Source organism: Aquipuribacter aurantiacus (genome assembly GCF_051216895.1).
GTDB lineage: Bacteria > Actinomycetota > Actinomycetes > Actinomycetales > JBBAYJ01 > Aquipuribacter.
Window position 1 is genome coordinate 221,895 of the sequence record NZ_JBPKAO010000004.1, and the last position, 16,142, is coordinate 238,036.

The following is a 16,142-nucleotide window of genomic DNA, read 5'->3' on the forward strand; positions in this document are numbered from 1 at the left end:
GGCGCCGCCGGGGCGTCAGGTCCTGGTGGCCCGGGCCGACGGGCCCGGCAGGTCGCGGATGGCGGCGACCACCGGTGCGATCGCCCGCCTGCCCTCGGGGACCGGGAAGAACGCGTGGACGTGCATCATCGCCGGGTCCTCCCTGTAGGTGACCGGCACCCCGCCCGCCACCAGGGCGTCCCGGAGCCGACGTCCCTGGTAGACCAGCGCGTCGTCCCCGGCGGCGGTGATCCAGACCGGGGGCAGTCCGGTCATGGGACCGTTGACCGGGCTCACCCGGGGGTCGGTGGGGTCCAGGTCGCCGGCGTAGGCGAGCCCGGCCGCGAGCAGGCGCCCTCGGTCGAGCATGACGTCCCGGGCCTCGGCGCCCTCGACGTCGGGGTCGGGCAGCGTCACGTCGACCCACGGCGAGACCAGCGCGAGCAGGGCCGGTGCGGGGACCTCGCGGGCGACGGCGTCCTGGAGGACGGCCAGCGCGAGCCCGCCGCCCGCCGAGTCGCCGAGGACGGCGACCGCGTCCGGCGACCGCTCCGACACCAGCTGCTCGTAGACCGCCCGGACCTGCGGGACGGTGGTGCCCGCCGTCTGCCGGGGGGCGAGGCGGTAGGCGACGACCCAGACCTCGGCCCCGGTGGCGCGCGCCAGGCGTGCGCACGCCGCCCAGGCGCCCGGGTTGATGTCGTCGACGTAGCCGCCGCCGTGGACGTACAGCACCGCCCGGTGCGGTGTGCCCCCGCGGGGCCGCAGGACGATCACGACGCTGTCGTGGACGACCCGCCGGGACACGACGAGCCCCCACGTGGTGCGACGGGGCGGGGTGGGGTCGGGGCGACCGTCGACCTCGAGCCTCGCGGCCGCCTCGAACGAGCCCGACAGGTCCCCGGTGTCCTTGCCGCGCCGCAGCCGCCACGTGGTGAGGCCGGCCCGGAGGGAGCGCCGGCTCACGGGGCCGGCTGGGTCACCGGGATCGTGGCCGGACCGCTCGCCCCGAGCGCGCACGTGGACGACCACCCGTTGCCGCTCACCCGGTAGTCGCCGAGCAGTCCCCGGACCCGCACCCGGCCCGCGTCGTCGGTGCGCAGCGTGGTCGGGGCCACCCACCACTCGCGCTTGAGCAGGTCGCGCAGGGCGTGGAAGGACGGCTTGGGCGTGCCGTCGGAGCGGACCAGGCCCACGGGGGCGCCGAGCCAGGCGCCGTCGTCGGTCAGTCCCCAGTAGGTGATGGCCTCGACGGAGGGGTGGGAGACCAGGGCCCGGTAGTGCCGGACCATCTCCTCGGCCTGCCGCTGCTCGCCCTCGGCCGTGCCCGGCCAGTGCTCCGGCTGGTAGTCGTTGAGGTCCTCGATCTCCGGCGGCATCAGGTCCCCGGACAGCAGCGTCGTCTCGGTGAGGTGGATGGGCAGGCCGAAACGGGCGAACCGGTCCACGGTGGCCAGCGTGCGCTCCTCGCCCCAGTACCCCTGGTGCATGTGGCTCTGCAGCCCGAGCGCGTCCACCTGGATGCCGGCCTCGAGCACGCCCTCGATCAGGCACTCGTAGGCCGTCGACAGGTCGAAGTCGTTGAGCAGCAGCGTCGCGCCCGGGTCGGCCGCCCGGGCCTGCTCGAACGCGAGCCGGATCGTGGCGATCCGGCCCCGTTCCAGGCACAGCCGGGTGATGGCGTTCTGGTGCTCCTCGTTGTCGAACACCGGCATGATGACGACCTCGTTGATCGCGTCCCAGGTGTCGACGACCCCGGCGAAGCCGCTCACCTCGCGCGTGATCCGGGCCCGTTGCACCGCCTCGACCTCGTCGGTGGGCAGCTCGCGCAGCCAGTCCGGGGCCAGGGTGTGCCACATCAGCGGGTGGCCCTTGACGCTCGCGCCACGGTCGGCGAACCAGCGGGCCGCCCTCAGCAGCCGGTCGGTGTCGGGCTCGCCGCGCCGGGGCTCGAACCCGGCCCAGTAGAACGGCAGCGTGGCGGTGTTGTAGAGCTCGAACCACAGCTCGGCCAGGTGGTCCAGCGACTGCGTCGCGCCGCCGAAGGCGTTGCCGGGGGCGGCGCCGGTCTCCCCGTTGGCCAGCGGCACGAGGTCGAAGCCGATGTTGCCGAACGCGAAGGCGTGCCGGGTCTGCTCGACGACCACGTCGGTGTGGGCGAGGGGGAGGCCGTCGGTGCCGGTCAGGACCAGCGTGGCGTCGGCGGTGCGATGGGCGAGGGCGGGGTCGGTGGCGGCAGGTGCCGCGGCGACGTCGGAGGTGGGCACGGGGTCCTCTCGGGACGGGGGTGTGGACGAGGGCAGGTCAGACGGCGCGGGTGGAGCCGCGCTCGACGAGCTCGACCGGCAGCCGCACGTGGGTGCCGCCGGGCTCGTCGCCGGACATCAGCTGGATGAGCAGCGTCACCGCCTCCGACCCCATGCGCTGCATGGGCTGGGCGATGGTCGTCAGCGGAGGGGTGGTCAGCGCGGACTCGGGCACGTTGTCGAAGCCGACCACCGACAGGTCGCCCGGCACCGACAGGCCCAGCTCGGCGGCCACGTCCAGCGTCCCGATGGCCGACAGGTCGTTGGCCGCGAACACCGCGGTCGGCCGGTCGGGCAGGCTCAGCAGCTCCCGGGCCGGCTGGGCCGCGCCCTCCTGCCGGTAGTCGGCGACGCGCAGCAGGGCGGGGTCGACGTCGACGCCCGCCGCGGCGAGCGCGCTGCGGTAGCCGGCCTCCCGCAGCCGGGACGACTCCAGGTCGGGTCGTCCGCCGAGGAACCCGATGCGCCGGTGGCCCAGGCGCAGCAGGTGCTCCGTGGCGAGCTGGGCGCCGTGCTGGTTGTCGGAGTCGACGGTCGGCATGTGGGCCGGCCCCGCGTGGGGGTCGATGGCCACCACGGGCACCTGGCCGCCGGTGTCGACCACGGTGGGCGTGACGAGGATCGCCCCGTCGATCAGCGTGCCGGACAGCCGCGACAGGTACCGCCGCTCCCACCCCACCGCGGTCCCCGCCCGGCCGCCGCCGGAGTAGGCCAGCAGCTCGTAGCCCGTGCCGGAGATCGCCCGCGAGGTCCCCTTGAGGATCTCGGTGCTGAACGGCTCGAACTCCGCGACGAGGATGCCGATGACGTTGGTGCGGTGGCTGCGCAGGCTGCGGGCGACCAGGCTGGACTCGTAGCCCAGCTCGTCGATGACCTGCTGCACCCGTGCCGACGTCTTGGCCGCGACGCCGTAGCGGCTGTTGATGACCTTCGACACCGTCGCCACGGACACCCCCGCCGCCTCCGCGACGTCGGTGATCGTCACGCGGTGCAGGTCGGCACGTCGAGGGGTGCCGTGCGTGGTGTCTGCACGCGTCGCTGCGTGCTGGGTCCGTCTCACGCGATCACGCTATCGTGTGTAAAACGTTATCGATAACGATTGACACCCCGAATTCTGCCGTGCCAGGCTCTGCCCGTCCCGATCCGTCGACGAAGACGAGGAACACCAATGTCGATCAACCGAATTCGCTCAGCCGTCGCGCTGGGCGCGAGCGTGGCCCTTCTCGCGGCTTGCGGCGGCGGAGCCGAAGGCACCGACGACGCCAGCGCAGCGGGTGAGGCCGGCGGCGACGTCACCCTCACCTGGTGGCACAACGGCAACAACGACCCCCTGCTGAGCTACTGGCAGGGCGTCGCGGACGACTTCGAGGCCGAGAACTCCGGCGTCACCATCGAGGTCGAGGCCATCCAGAACGAGGACCTGCGCACCCGCCTGCAGGTGGCGCTGCAGTCCAACGACCCGCCCGACGTGCTCCCCCAGTGGGGTGGCGGCGAGATGGCCGACCAGGTCGAGGCCGGGGCCCTGATGGACCTGTCCGACCGCATCCCCGACGCCATCGAGTCGCTCGGCGGCTCGATCGGCGGCTGGCAGAGCGAGGGCGCCACCTACGGCGTCCCGTACAGCCTGGGCGTGGGCGGCTTCTGGTACAACACGGCGCTCTTCGAGCAGGCCGGCATCACCGAGGCGCCCGCCACGATGGACGACCTCTACGCCGCGATCGACGCGCTCAAGGCCATCGACGTCGACCCCATCGCCGTCGGTGCGTCCGACGCGTGGCCGGCTGGTTGGTACTACTACTACGCCGCGACCCGCACCTGCGCCCCCGAGACCCTGGAGACCGCCCAGCTCGAGCTGGACTTCTCCGACCCGTGCTTCACCGAGGCGGGCGACCTCGTGCAGGAGCTCGTCGACGCCGAGCCGTTCAACGAGGGCTTCCTCGCCACGCCGGCGCAGCAGGGCGCCACCAGCTCCGCCGGTCTGCTGGCCAACGGCCTCGCGGGCATGGAGCTCATGGGCCACTGGAACCCGGCCGTCATGGCCGACCTGACCCCCAGCGGCGAGGGCCTCGGCGAGGACCTCGGCTGGTTCCCGTTCCCCGAGGTCGAGGGCGGCGCGGGCAACGCGTCGGCCATGGGTGGCGGTGACGGCTTCTCCTGCGCCGCCGACGCCCCCGACGTCTGCGCCGACTTCCTGGCGTTCATCGTCAACGAGGACAACCAGAGCGCCTTCGGCGCCACCGGCGCGGGCCTGCCCACGCTGCCCGCGGCCACGTCGGCCGTCGAGGACCCCAACATGCAGACGCTGCTGGAGGCCCGTGACAACGCCGAGTACGTGCAGCTGTACCTGGACGTCACGTACGGCCCGAACGTCGGTGGCGCCCTGAACGACGAGGTCTCGCTCCTGTTCGCCGGGCAGTCCGACAGCCAGGGGATCATCGACGCGATGACGACAGCGGCCGGCACCCGGTGAGCACCGCAGCAGGCCCCGGAGCGGGCGGTCAGCGGCAACGCTCCGACGACCCGGGGTCTGCTGCGGCTCCCGTCCTGACCCGGGACCCCGCCGGCCGCGCGACGTCGCGGCCGGCGGGCCCGGACCGGCAGGGGCGTCGACCGATGAGCAACGAGTGGCGCAAGCGCCTCGAGATCGCCGTCCTCGTCGTCCCCGCCGTGGCCCTGTTCGTGCTCTTCGCCCTGGTGCCGATGGGGCAGGCCATCTACTACAGCCTGTTCAACTGGAACGGCCTCGGCCCGGTGGACGACTTCGTCGGGATCGGCAACTACCAGCAGGCCCTCGGCGACAGCGTCTTCCGCGGGGCCATCCTCAACAACTTCGTCATCGTCGTGCTGTCGCTCGCGGTGCAGCTGCCGCTGGGCCTGGGCATCGCGCTGCTGCTCAACCGGCCGCTGCGCGGGCGCACGGCGCTGCGGACCATGATCTTCGTGCCGTACGTCCTGGCCGAGGTCATCGCCGGAGTGATCTGGCTGCTCATGCTGCAGCCGCGCGGGGTGGTCGACTCCCTGCTCGCCGGCGCGGGCCTGGACTGGGCCCGGCAGCTGTGGCTCGGGGACCAGGACATCGCGCTCTACACCCTCTTCGTGGTGCTGACCTGGAAGTACGTCGGCTTCGCGATCATCCTCTTCCTGGCCGGGCTGCAGGGCGTGCCGCTGGAGCTCAACGAGGCCGCCGCGCTCGACGGCGCCAGCTGGCGCCGCGCTCGACGGCGCCAGCTGGCGCCGCGCTCGACGGCGCCAGCTGGCGCCGCGCTCGACGGCGCCAGCTGGCGCCGCGCTCGACGGCGCCAGCTGGTGGCAGATCCAGCGCAACATCACCATCCCGCTGCTCGGCCCGACCATCCGCATCTGGGCGTTCCTGTCGATGATCGGTGCGCTCCAGCTCTTCGACATGGTCTGGATCCTCACCGGCGGCGGACCGGGCAACGCGACGCAGACGATGGCCACGTACCTCATCCAGCAGGGCTTCGACCGGGGGCGGCTGGGCTACGGCACCGCGGCCGCGGTCATCCTGTTCGTCATCTCCCTGTTCGTCGCGCTGCTCTACCAGCGCTTCGTGCTCAGCGTCGACAACACCGACGACTCCCCGAAGAAGCGGAAGGCCGTCCGATGACCACCACCCTGGACCGTCCGACCGGCGTCCCGGCCCCGCACTCGCCGCCCCGGCGCAGGCGCCGCGCCAGCGTCAGCACGCTCCTCACGTACCTGATCGCCGGCGTCGTCGCGCTGTTCTCGGTCGGGCCCGTGCTCTACGCGATCCTCAACGGGTTCCGCGACAACGGCCAGATCGCCTCGGCCCCCGTCGCCATGCCGGACCCGTGGATCTTCGAGAAGTACGAGCTCGTGCTGACCAGCAGCGGGTTCTGGCGTCAGGTCCTGAACTCGGCCCTGGTGGCCGGTCTCACCACCGCGATCGTCGTGGTCTTCGGCGTGATGGCCGCCTACGCGCTGGCGCGCTACTCGTTCCGCGGTCGCGAAGGGGTCTACACGTTCTTCACCATCGGGCTGCTGTTCCCGCTGACGGTCGCGATCCTGCCGCTGTTCATCCTGGTCCGCAGCCTCGACCTGATGAACAACCCGCTGGGTGTCGCCCTGCCGCAGGCCGCGTTCGCGCTCCCGGTGACCATCGTGATCCTGCGCCCGTTCCTGCGGGCCCTGCCCCAGGAGCTCGAGGACGCCGCGATGATCGACGGCTGCAGCCGGCTGGGCTTCTTCCGCCGCATCGTGCTGCCACTGTCCGGACCCGGGCTGGTCACCGTCGGCGTGCTGGCGTTCGTCAACTCCTGGAACGCCTACCTGCTCCCGCTGCTGATCCTGGGCAGCCCGGACCAGTACACGCTGCCGCTGGGCACGGCCAACTTCTCCACCCAGTACACCTCGGACACCGCGGCCATCCTCGCCTTCGCGTCGCTGGCCATGATCCCGGCGCTCGTGTTCTTCCTGCTGGCCCAGCGCTGGATCGTCGGCGGGCTCGCGGGCGCGGTCAAGGGCTGAGGCCACTCCACACGACGGCCCCTGACCGGGCCGTCCCCTGAACGAAGGAGCACCACCATGACGGACCTGCACGCGGGCCTCAGCGGCGCAGACGCCCTCGTCGCCCACGTCGGCGGACGCACGCCGACCCACGACCTCGGTCGCGACGGCGGGTCGGGCTTCTCCGACCGGGTGGTGGACCTGCTCGAGCAGATGACCCTGCCCGAGAAGCTCGCCCAGATCGTCGGGCTCTGGGTGGGCGCGGGAGACGAGGGCGAGGTGGTCGCCCCGCTGCAGGACGCCATGCTCGAGGACCAGTCCCCGGAGTTCGAGACGTTCGCGGCGAACGGCCTGGGCCACCTGACCCGGGTGTTCGGCACGAACCCGATCGAGCCCGCCGCCGGTCGCCGTCGGCTGCGCGAGCTGCAGCGCTGGCTGCGCACCGAGACCCGCCTCGGCATCCCCGCGATCGCCCACGAGGAGTGCCTGACCGGGCTCGCCGCGTGGCGCGCCACCACGTTCCCCACCCCGTTGGCGTGGGGCGCCAGCTTCGACCCGGAGCTCGTCGAGCAGATGGGTGCGGCGATCGGCGAGTCCCTCGACGCGCTGGGCGTGCACCAGGGCCTGGCGCCCGTCCTCGACGTGGTCCGCGACGCCCGCTGGGGCCGCGTCGAGGAGTGCATCGGCGAGGACCCCTACCTGGTCGGCACCGTCGGCACCGCCTACGTCCGCGGCGTGCAGAGCCAGGGCAAGGTGGCCACCCTCAAGCACTTCGTCGGCTACTCCGCCTCGCGCGCCGGGCGCAACCTGGCCCCGGTGCACGCCGGGCCGCGCGAGCTCGCCGACGTCCTGCTGCTGCCGTTCGAGATGGCCGTCCTGGACGGCGGGGCCCGTTCGGTGATGCACTCCTACACCGACGTCGACGGCGTCCCCGTGGCGTCCGACCGCCGCCTGCTGACCGAGCTGCTGCGCGACCGGTGGGGCTTCGAGGGCACGCTGGTGGCCGACTACTTCGGCGTCGCGTTCCTGCAGACGCTGCACGGCGTGGCCGGCGACCTCGGTCAGGCCGCCGGGCAGGCCTTGGCCGCGGGCGTCGACGTCGAGCTGCCGACCGGCAACGCCTACCTGGCGCCGCTGCAGCGCGCCGTGGAGGCGGGCGAGGTGCCCGTCGGGCTCGTCGACACCGCGGTGCTGCGGGTGCTGCGGCAGAAGGAGGAGCTCGGCCTGCTCGACGCCGACTTCGCCGAGCCCACCGCCCCCGGCGACCTGGACTCCGACGTCGACCTCGACCCGGCCGCGCACCGGGCCATCGCCGCCCGGCTGGCCGAGGAGTCCGTGGTGCTGCTGGCCAACGACGGCGTGCTGCCGCTGGCCGGCCCGTCGACGGTGGCCGTCATCGGCCCCAACTCGGCCCGGTCCGAGGCGCTCTTCGGCTGCTACTCCTTCGCCAACCACGTGCTGGAGCACCACCCCTCGGTCCCGCTCGGCCTGCCCGCGCCGACCGTCCTGGACGCCGTCCGGGCCGAGTGGCCCGGCGCCGAGGTCCGCGCGGCCGTCGGTTGCGCCGTGGACGACGGGGACCGCAGCGGTATCGCCGACGCGGTGAGCGCCGCGAGCGGCGCCGACGTCGCCGTCGTGGTGGTCGGTGACCAGGCCGGACTGTTCGGCCGGGGCACCGTGGGGGAGGGCTGCGACCGGGACGACCTGGAGCTGCCGGGTGTCCAGCGCGAGCTGGTCGAGGCCGTCCTGGCGACCGGCACCCCCGTGGTCATGGTGCTGCTCACCGGTCGGCCGTACGCGGTCGACTGGGCGCTGCAGCGCTGCGCCGCCGTGGTGCAGGCCTTCTTCCCCGGCGAGGAGGGGTCGGCCGCCGTCGCGGGCGTGCTGTCCGGCCGGGTCAACCCGTCGGGCCGGCTGCCCGTGAGCATCCCGCGCTCGGGCGGGTCGCAGCCGTACTCCTACCTGCACGCCCGCCTGGGCGGGGCGTCATCGGTGAGCAACCTGCCCACCGCGCCCGCCCTGCCGTTCGGCCACGGCCTCAGCTACTCCCGGTTCGTCTACGCCTCGCTGGAGCCGGCGGGCGGTCCCGTCCGCACCGACGGCGAGGTCGTCGTGGACGTCCGGCTGCGCAACGACGGCGACCGCGACGGCGTCGAGGTGGTCCAGCTCTACGGTCACGACGTGGTCGGCTCCGTCACGCGCCCCGTCGCCCAGCTGCTCGCGTTCGCGCGGGTCGAGGTGGCCGCGGGCGAGCAGGTCACCGTGCGGTTCTCCGTCCCCACCTCGCGGCTGGCCCTCAGCGACCGGACCATGACGCGGGTCGTCGAGCCGGGCGACGTCGAGATGTGGGTCGGCACCTGCCAGACCCGCGCGGCCGAGTCCCGGGTCACCCTGGTCGGTGGCGTGCACCAGCTCACGCTGGACTGCCCGCGCGTCTCCCGCACGGAGGTCACCCGCGCCTGACGGCGCCCCAGATCCAGCTGTGGGTCGGGTCCGGCCCGATCGCCTGCCCGGGCCAGGGGACCCGGCCCACAGCTGCACCAAGGGGTTCTCCCGGGACGGTCCGGGCGGCCTGGTCGCTGCTGCCGGGGGCGCCCCGTGGGCGCCGGTGGTGCCGTTGGCGCCCGGGGGTGAGAATCCACGCATGGATCTGGACGACCTCCGCGCCCTGGCCCGGTCGGCGCCGTGGCGCTGGCGCACGCTCCGGCTGGCCGTCACCTGGCACGGTGGACAGGGCCCGGACGGGCCGCTGCCCGCCGTCGAGGGTGACCCGGTCCGCGCCTGGGTGGACGGCCGGCACGGCCTGCGCGTCGAGGACCTGGCCACCGGGCGGCTGCTGAGCGCCGAGTGGGAGGAGAGCCCGGGCGGGTGGCGCCCCACCGGTCGGGCGGGCGCCGCGCTGGCCGAGCGCAGGGGGCTGCCCGTGCAGCACGAGCTCGGCGAGTGGGCGGTCGGACCGGCCGACTACGGGGTGGACGACCCGCGGGCACCCCGACCGACGCTGCGCGGGGACGGGCTCGTCGCCGCACGACCGGCGGTCGGGGACGGTCCGGACGACGGGCTCGACTACGGCAACCTGCCGTGGCGCACCTACCAGTGGGTCGCGATGCTGGACCCGTGGGAGCTGGCCGACGGGTCGGTGTCGACCGAGGACGGCGGACGGGGCGGGCGCGACCCTGCGGTGCCGCCGGTGCGCCTCGTCCCGCCGGTGTCCGGCGGGCCGCTGGACGGCGGGCCGCCGGACGGCGGGCCGCTGGACGGCGGGCCGCCGGACGGCGGGCCGCTGGACGGCGGGCCGCCGGACGGCGGGCCGCTGGACGGCGGGCCGCCGGACGGCGGGCCGCTGGACGGCGGGCCGCCGGACGGCGGGCCGCTGGACGGCGGGCCGCCGGACGGCGGGCCGCTGGACGGCGGGCCGCCGGACGGCGGGCCGGCGGATGCGGCGAGGGCCGTCGACCACCAGGGCCGCGCCGCGTGGGAGGCGGTGGTCGCACCGACGGCCGCCTACGACCCCCGGTGCTCCTGCTGCCCCCTGCTGCCCGGTGAAGTGGCCTCCCGCCGGCTCCTGGCTGACGGCGGCGCCTCCCCGGCCCGGCTCGACGGGGCGTCGAGCGGCTGGCCGACCGCGCACCGCGTCCGGCTCGACGCGGCGACGGGGGTGGTCGTCGAGCTCGAGCAGGTCGACGGGCACGGGGCCGGGCAGGGCTGGACGGCGGTGGTCGAGGCCGTGGACGAGCGGTACGACCGGTCCGTGTTCGGCCGTCCGCCCCGGGCGCGGTGACCACCGGCTCCGCGAGCCATCTGCACGCCGTCCCCGGGGTGTCCCCGGACGACCCCTTGCGGTCGGGGCCCCACGCACGACAGCGCCCCCCGGTGGTGCACCGGAGGGCGCTGTCGGTCGGGTGCGGGTGGTGCAGGTCGTGCGTCAGCCCCGGGCACCCCCGGGCACCCGGATCGGCACGGTCGGGCCGGTGACGACGACGCCGGTCGACGCCGTCACCTCACCGGCCGTCGCGACGACGGATTGCCGCCCGCGGTCGGCCGTGCGCGGCACGGTCACGGCGGCCGAGGCCGCCCCGTCCGCCCCGACGACGACGTCGGTGGTCGCGACCACCACGTCCCGGCGGCCCTGCAGCTGGACCGTCACCGTGCTTCCGGGCAGGTACCCCGTCAGCTGCACGGCCACCGGGTCGCCCGCACGGACCGTGCGGGCGGCCGTGACGACCGGGTCGGGCTCGGGCTGCGGCTCGGTCGCGGCCTCGACGAGCTGGGCGACCCCCCACCGGCTGGTGGTCTGGTAGCCCTGGCCGGTCGGGTCCGCCCACGAGCGGATCGACGTGCGCGCCCCGTTCGAGGCGTCGTTCACCTGCACGTCGAAGCCGTGGAACGTGTTGACGCCCGAGGAGTCGAGCAGGCTGATCGCCGCCTCCACGACGTAGCCGCCGTCGACGACCGACGTCTCGCTCCGCAGCCGGTTGACCTGGAAGGCCTCGTCCCCGGTGCCGAACGAGGTCTGGTTCAGGTAGCTGATCCGGATCTGCGTGTCGTCGTAGCGGTAGGGCCCGCTGCGGACGTTGCCGGCGTCCAGGAAGATCTCGACCGAGTCCTGGATCCACGGGTCGGAGCCCGACGCGTCGAGCACCGGGTCGGTGACCTCCGCGAGCACGTACAGCGTGGTGCCCTGCCACAGGGTGCGGACCTCGGCGGTGGCGCCACCGGTGCCCTCGATCTGCTTGTCGGTGGTGATGACGTCAGCACCCGCCCAGACGTCGTCGACCTCGCCGTCGATGACCGGGGCCACCGCGGTCTGCGGCACCTCGGTGTACGACAGCGGCTCGACGAGGGTGAGCGTGCCCAGGGCGCCGGCCAGGTTCCAGGCGACGGTCTCGGCGCCGTCGGTGACGCGCAGGTCGAACATCACCTGCTCGCCCTCGGCCAGCCCGGTCACGGGCAGCCGGACGACCGCCGACCAGCCGGTCTCCGTCTGCGTGACGACGGACTGCGCGTCGCCGGAGCCGTCACGGGAGACGGTCCAGCTCTGCTCGCCGACGACCAGCTCGACCGAGTCGGTCGCCTCGACGTCCGCGTCCTCGACCTCGACGTAGGCGGTGAGGTGGTCGCTCTCCCAGCGGAGCTGGAACGCTGCGACCCCGTCGACGTCGTTGAGGGGCAGCTGCGACCACGCGAGCGCGTCGGTCGCCCCCGGGGCGACGGGGACGTCGCCGCGGAACACGAACGCCGAGCGCTGCCGGGCGGGCAGGTCGCCGTCGACGGCCCCGTAGTAGGCGGGCTTGGCCTGCAGGGCGCTGTCGAACAGCAGCGGGTCGCCGTTGGCCGCCCGCCAGCTGCGGTTGTCGGTCAGACCCCACACGGTGACGGAGAAGAGCTGGTCGGCGTACTCGCGGAACGCCCGGAAGGCGTCGCGGTAGTAGTAGCCCTGCTCGACGAGCAGCGCCTCGGTCACCGGGGTGCCGGTGGTGACGTCGAGCTCGGTCACCACCTGCTGCAGCGGCAGGTCCGAGAAGCGTGCGAGGGCCGCTTCCAGGTTGGCCACCGGCATCGCGAGGCTGACGTGGAACTGGTGCCCCACGCCGTCGATGGGCACGTCCCGGGCGAGCAGCCGCTCGACCAGGGCGCGGTAGCGGTCCTGCTTGCCGGACTGCTCGGTGTTGTAGTCGTTGATGAACAGCGTGACGGGTCGGTCGCTGCCGTCGGCCGCGAACTCGTCGTTGAACGCCTCGTCCGCGTAGCGGAACGACAGGTCGATGAACTCCTCGCCCAGCACGCGGTACCACTCGCTGCGGCGCAGGCCGTCGGCCTCGGCGCGGCCGTCGGACACGACCTCGTTGATGACGTCGAACGACGTGACCGGGTTGGTGTCGCTGCCGAACTCGCCGTACCCGCCGCCGGTGCTCAGCGACTCGGCCACGTCGAAGATGTGCGTGCGCATCCGCTCGCGGAGCACCTGCTTGTCGGCCTCGGTCGTGCCCAGCGGGGTGCCGTCGGCGTTCTGGAAGAACCACGCGGGGGTCTGCGCGTGCCACACCAGGACGTGTCCGTACAGGTCGAGGTCGTTGTCGACCGCGTAGTCCATGAGCGCCGTGGACTCCGCGCTGATGCGGAACCTGCGGTCGGCGCCGTAGAAGCCTTCGGGCTTCATGGCGTTCTCGGCCGTGATCTGGTTGAAGTGACGCGTCAGCAGCTGCGAGGCCGAGCCGGTGGTCTCCCGGGTGTCGATGGCCACGCCCATCGGGAAGTCGACCGTGTCCTTGAGCGGGGTGATGTCCTGGATGACGGGGGGCGTCTGGGCGGTGATGACGATGTCGTCGACCAGCAGGTCGGCCGAGCTGCCCGAGGGGAACGCCGTCTCGAAGTACAGGAACGACGCGTCCGCGTCCGGCGCCTGGTAGGTCGCGGTGACCTGCGTCCAGGCGTCGGAGCGGATGCCCGGGAACTGCCCGACGGTGACGAACGACTGGGTGCCGCCGGTGGTGCGCTGCATCGACAGCCAGACGTCGGCCGGGGCAGCGCCCGCGCCGAGCCGGACCCAGGCGCTGACGGAGTAGGACGTGCCGGTCTGCAGCACGTTCGTGAGGTCACGGCCGATGCCGTCGCCCTGGGAGGTGCGGTTGCTCACCAGCGCGGAGAAGTCACCGGTGTTGGCGACGGTGTCGGTGACCGCCACGGTGGGCGGGCCCTGCGCGTCGGCGCGGGGGCCCCAGCCGTCGAGGCCGTCCTCGAAGTCGGTCTCCAGCACCACGCCCCCGGTGGGGGGCGGCGGGTCCGTGTCGGTCGACTCCCGCGTGATGACGAGGTCGTCCACCAGGTAGTCGTAGGGGCCCGCGAGCGCCCCGGTGCCCAGGTAGACCCGGGTCTGCGGGTCGCTGCCGGCGGGAGGGGTGTAGGTGCCCGTCACCGTCGTCCACGCGTCGGCCGTCATCGTGGTGTTGCCGACCCAGGTGAACGTCGGGTTGACGACGAACCGCACCCCGGCCGAGCCCGCGGTGCCGGGCGCGAGCCGCGCCCGCATCGAGAACGTGTGCTCGACACCTGGTGTCAGCACCCCGGGCGGGGTCTGGATGCCGTCGAAGTCGTTGGCGCGGTTGCCGACGCGCAGCGCGTTGTTGCCGTCGACGGGCTCGACCGTGAGCGTGGGCCCGCCGCTCTGGCTCCACGGCGCGATGGTGCCGTCGGAGAAGTCGGTGCTCACCACGACCACCGGGTCGGCGGTGGTGGTGTCGTCCTCGGCCGCGGCGGCGGGCAGCGTTGACGCTGCCCCGCCGGCCAGGAGGAGGGCCAGCAGGCCCGCCCCCCACGGCGCACGACGTAGGTGGTTCCGTGGCATCTGATCGCCCCTTCGCGATGGATGTGGGTGGGTGCCGACCACGTCGACGCGGTCGCCCGCCCCCTTTCTACCTGCGATTCGGCCGATTGTGTAGAACGTTATCGAAAACGATCTCGAAACCGGCGGTAGCAAGCGTTTCGACGGGCGTCCGGGTCCCGTCCGGGACCCGTCCGGGACCGGCCCGTCGGCGGCCTACTCGAACCGCGACGGGTCCCCGGCGCCGACCCGCACGACCTCGGGCGCACCGGAGGAGAGGTCGACCACGGTCGTGGGCTCGGTCCCGCAGTCGCCGGCGTCCACCACGGCGTCGACGACGTGGTCCAGACGTTCCTTGATCGCCCAGCCGTCCGTCATCACCTCGTCGCTGTCGGGCAGCAGCAGGGTGCTGGACAGCAGCGGCTCGCCCAGCTCGCGCAGCAGCGCGGACACGAACGGGTGGTCGGGGATCCGGACCCCGACGGTCTTCTTGCGCGGGTGCGCCAGGCGGCGGGGGACCTCCTTGGTCGCCGGCAGGATGAACGTGTACGGGCCGGGCGTCACCGCCTTGACCGCGCGGAAGGCGGAGTTGTCCAGCTGCACGAGCTGCCCGAGCTGGGCGAAGTCGGCGCAGACGAGGGTGAAGTGGTGCTTGTCGTCCAGCGCCCGGATCCGCCGGATCCGGTCCGGACCGGTGCGGCTGTCGAGGTGGCAGCCCAGCGCGTAGCTGGAGTCGGTGGGGTAGGCGATCAGCGCGTCGTCGCGGAGCATCGCGGCGACCTGCGCGACGCTGCGCGGCTGCGGGTCCTGCGGGTGGACGTCGACGTACCTGGCCATGCCCCAGCGTAGGCCGAGGGCGGACCTAGGTCCCGTTCCCGGGTGCACGTCCAGGCATAGGTTCGAGGTGTCCTCGAGAGGTCCCGCGGAGGTCCTCGACACAGCGGAGAGCGGAGAGCGTCATGCGTGCGATCGTCTTCCACGGCCCTGGCAAGAAGTCCTGGGACGAGGTCCCGGACCCCGTCCTGCAGGCCGACACCGACGCGGTCGTCCGCGTCGACGCCGTCACCATCTGCGGGACGGACCTGCACATCCTCAAGGGCGACGTGCCCGCCGTCACCGACGGCCGCATCCTCGGTCACGAGGCCGTCGGCACCGTCGAGCAGGTGGGTCCGGGGGTCAAGAACGTCACGGTGGGCGACCGCGTCCTGATCTCCTGCATCAGCGCGTGCGGCGCGTGCCGGTACTGCCGCGAGGCCGCCTACGGGCAGTGCCTGGGCGGCGGGGGCTGGATCCTCGGCCACAAGATCGACGGCACCCAGGCCGAGCTGGTCCGTGTGCCGTTCGCCGACACCTCCACCCACCCCGTGCCCGAGGGCGTCTCCGACGAGGAGGTGCTGATGCTGGCCGACATCCTCCCCACCGGGTACGAGGTCGGCGTGCTCAACGGCCGCGTGAGGCCCGGCGACGTGGTCGTCGTCGTGGGGGCGGGCCCGGTCGGGCTCGCCGCGATCATGGGTGCCCGCCTGTACAGCCCCGCCCACGTCGTGGCGGTCGACCCGGCCGCCAGCCGCCGCGAGGCGGCCACGGTGTTCGGCGCCGACGTCACGGTGGACCCCGGCAGCGAGGACTCCCTCGAGGTCGTCCGCGCCCTGACCGGGGGGCTCGGGGCAGACGTGACGATGGAGGCCGTCGGCCTGCCCGAGACCTTCGAGTCCGCGGTCGCCCTGGTGCGCCCGGGTGGTGTCGTCGCCAACCTCGGGGTCCACGGGGTGCCGGCGACGCTGCACCTGGAGGACATCTGGATCAAGAACCTGACGATCACCACCGGTCTGGTCGACACCTACGCCACGCCGACGCTCCTGCAGCTGGTGGCGACCCGGCAGCTGGACGCGCGCCGGTTCATCACGCACCGCTTCGCGATGAGCCAGTTCGAGGAGGCCTACGACGTCTTCAGCCGCGCGGCCGACACGGGCGCGCTCAAGGTGGTGCTCACCCGCTCCTGAGGACCCCGGCCGGGCCCGCGGTGGCCGGACGAGGCCGCCGCGGGACGC

At 73.6% G+C, this 16,142-nt stretch carries 10 protein-coding genes and 2 pseudogenes; 7 read left to right on the top strand and 5 right to left on the bottom strand.

Features of this window, described 5'->3' with window-relative positions; translation table 11 throughout:
- Positions 1-15 precede the first annotated feature (15 nt).
- The 3 genes from ACR80Q_RS07720 to ACR80Q_RS07730 are packed head-to-tail and all read right to left on the bottom strand — an operon-like array spanning position 16 to position 3,270.
- Complete coding sequence (locus tag ACR80Q_RS07720) at positions 16-945, bottom strand: alpha/beta hydrolase fold domain-containing protein (RefSeq protein WP_435377013.1); 930 nt, start codon at positions 943-945, stop codon at positions 16-18.
- Positions 942-2,246 (bottom strand): endo-1,4-beta-xylanase, encoded by a 1,305-nt coding sequence (locus tag ACR80Q_RS07725; protein ID WP_435377014.1) that lies wholly within the window; start codon positions 2,244-2,246, stop codon positions 942-944. The genes ACR80Q_RS07720 and ACR80Q_RS07725 overlap by 4 nt, the downstream gene beginning before the upstream one ends.
- 37 nt (positions 2,247-2,283) lie before the next feature.
- Positions 2,284-3,270: a LacI family DNA-binding transcriptional regulator gene (locus ACR80Q_RS07730; protein ID WP_435377015.1), complete on the bottom strand. Its 987-nt coding sequence runs from the start codon at positions 3,268-3,270 to the stop codon at positions 2,284-2,286.
- Positions 3,271-3,453: 183 nt separating this feature from the next.
- Here ACR80Q_RS07730 and ACR80Q_RS07735 point away from each other — a divergent pair, with 183 nt between their 5' ends.
- From ACR80Q_RS07735 to ACR80Q_RS07760, 6 genes and pseudogenes are all read left to right on the top strand, one after another.
- The gene (locus ACR80Q_RS07735) at positions 3,454-4,755 is read left to right on the top strand and encodes an ABC transporter substrate-binding protein (protein WP_435377016.1); all 1,302 of its coding nucleotides are present in this window, start codon (positions 3,454-3,456) and stop codon (positions 4,753-4,755) included.
- 230 nt (positions 4,756-4,985) lie between these two features.
- A pseudogene (locus ACR80Q_RS07740) lies at positions 4,986-5,408 on the top strand (carbohydrate ABC transporter permease); the annotation flags it as partial.
- A 130-nt stretch (positions 5,409-5,538) separates the two neighbouring features.
- Positions 5,539-5,796 (top strand): annotated as a pseudogene (locus tag ACR80Q_RS07745) (carbohydrate ABC transporter permease); the annotation flags it as partial.
- On the top strand, positions 5,694-6,791 hold the full coding sequence (locus ACR80Q_RS07750) for a carbohydrate ABC transporter permease (protein ID WP_435377120.1): 1,098 nt from the start codon (positions 5,694-5,696) through the stop codon (positions 6,789-6,791). The pseudogene ACR80Q_RS07745 and the gene ACR80Q_RS07750, both read left to right, overlap by 103 nt.
- Positions 6,792-6,848: 57 nt before the next feature.
- Positions 6,849-9,233, top strand: a complete 2,385-nt coding sequence (locus tag ACR80Q_RS07755) for a beta-xylosidase/alpha-l-arabinosidase (protein WP_435377017.1) — start codon at positions 6,849-6,851, stop codon at positions 9,231-9,233.
- Positions 9,234-9,414: 181 nt separating this feature from the next.
- Positions 9,415-10,551, top strand: coding sequence for a hypothetical protein (locus ACR80Q_RS07760; RefSeq protein ID WP_435377018.1), 1,137 nt, complete (start codon positions 9,415-9,417; stop codon positions 10,549-10,551).
- Positions 10,552-10,695: 144 nt separating this feature from the next.
- Here ACR80Q_RS07760 and ACR80Q_RS07765 read toward each other — a convergent pair whose 3' ends face one another.
- A complete protein-coding gene (locus tag ACR80Q_RS07765; RefSeq protein WP_435377019.1) occupies positions 10,696-14,115 on the bottom strand; it encodes an endo-1,4-beta-xylanase in 3,420 nt (1,139 codons plus the stop codon).
- Positions 14,116-14,307: 192 nt separating this feature from the next.
- On the bottom strand, positions 14,308-14,928 hold the full coding sequence (locus tag ACR80Q_RS07770) for an L-threonylcarbamoyladenylate synthase (RefSeq protein WP_435377020.1): 621 nt from the start codon (positions 14,926-14,928) through the stop codon (positions 14,308-14,310).
- Positions 14,929-15,050: 122 nt separating this feature from the next.
- Here ACR80Q_RS07770 and ACR80Q_RS07775 point away from each other — a divergent pair, with 122 nt between their 5' ends.
- Entirely contained in the window at positions 15,051-16,094 is a 1,044-nt protein-coding gene (locus ACR80Q_RS07775) for an alcohol dehydrogenase catalytic domain-containing protein (protein WP_435377021.1), read from the top strand.
- Positions 16,095-16,142: the final 48 nt, after the last annotated feature.

Excerpts from the sequence above, each read along its gene's own strand:
- ACR80Q_RS07735 (WP_435377016.1), top strand. The coding sequence starts at position 3,454 with ATGTCGATCAACCGAATTCGCTCAGCCGTCGCGCTGGGCGCGAGCGTG.
- ACR80Q_RS07755 (WP_435377017.1), top strand. The coding sequence starts at position 6,849 with ATGACGGACCTGCACGCGGGCCTCAGCGGCGCAGACGCCCTCGTCGCC.
- ACR80Q_RS07760 (WP_435377018.1), top strand. The coding sequence starts at position 9,415 with ATGGATCTGGACGACCTCCGCGCCCTGGCCCGGTCGGCGCCGTGGCGC.
- ACR80Q_RS07765 (WP_435377019.1), bottom strand. The coding sequence starts at position 14,115 with ATGCCACGGAACCACCTACGTCGTGCGCCGTGGGGGGCGGGCCTGCTG.
- ACR80Q_RS07770 (WP_435377020.1), bottom strand. The coding sequence starts at position 14,928 with ATGGCCAGGTACGTCGACGTCCACCCGCAGGACCCGCAGCCGCGCAGC.
- ACR80Q_RS07775 (WP_435377021.1), top strand. The coding sequence starts at position 15,051 with ATGCGTGCGATCGTCTTCCACGGCCCTGGCAAGAAGTCCTGGGACGAG.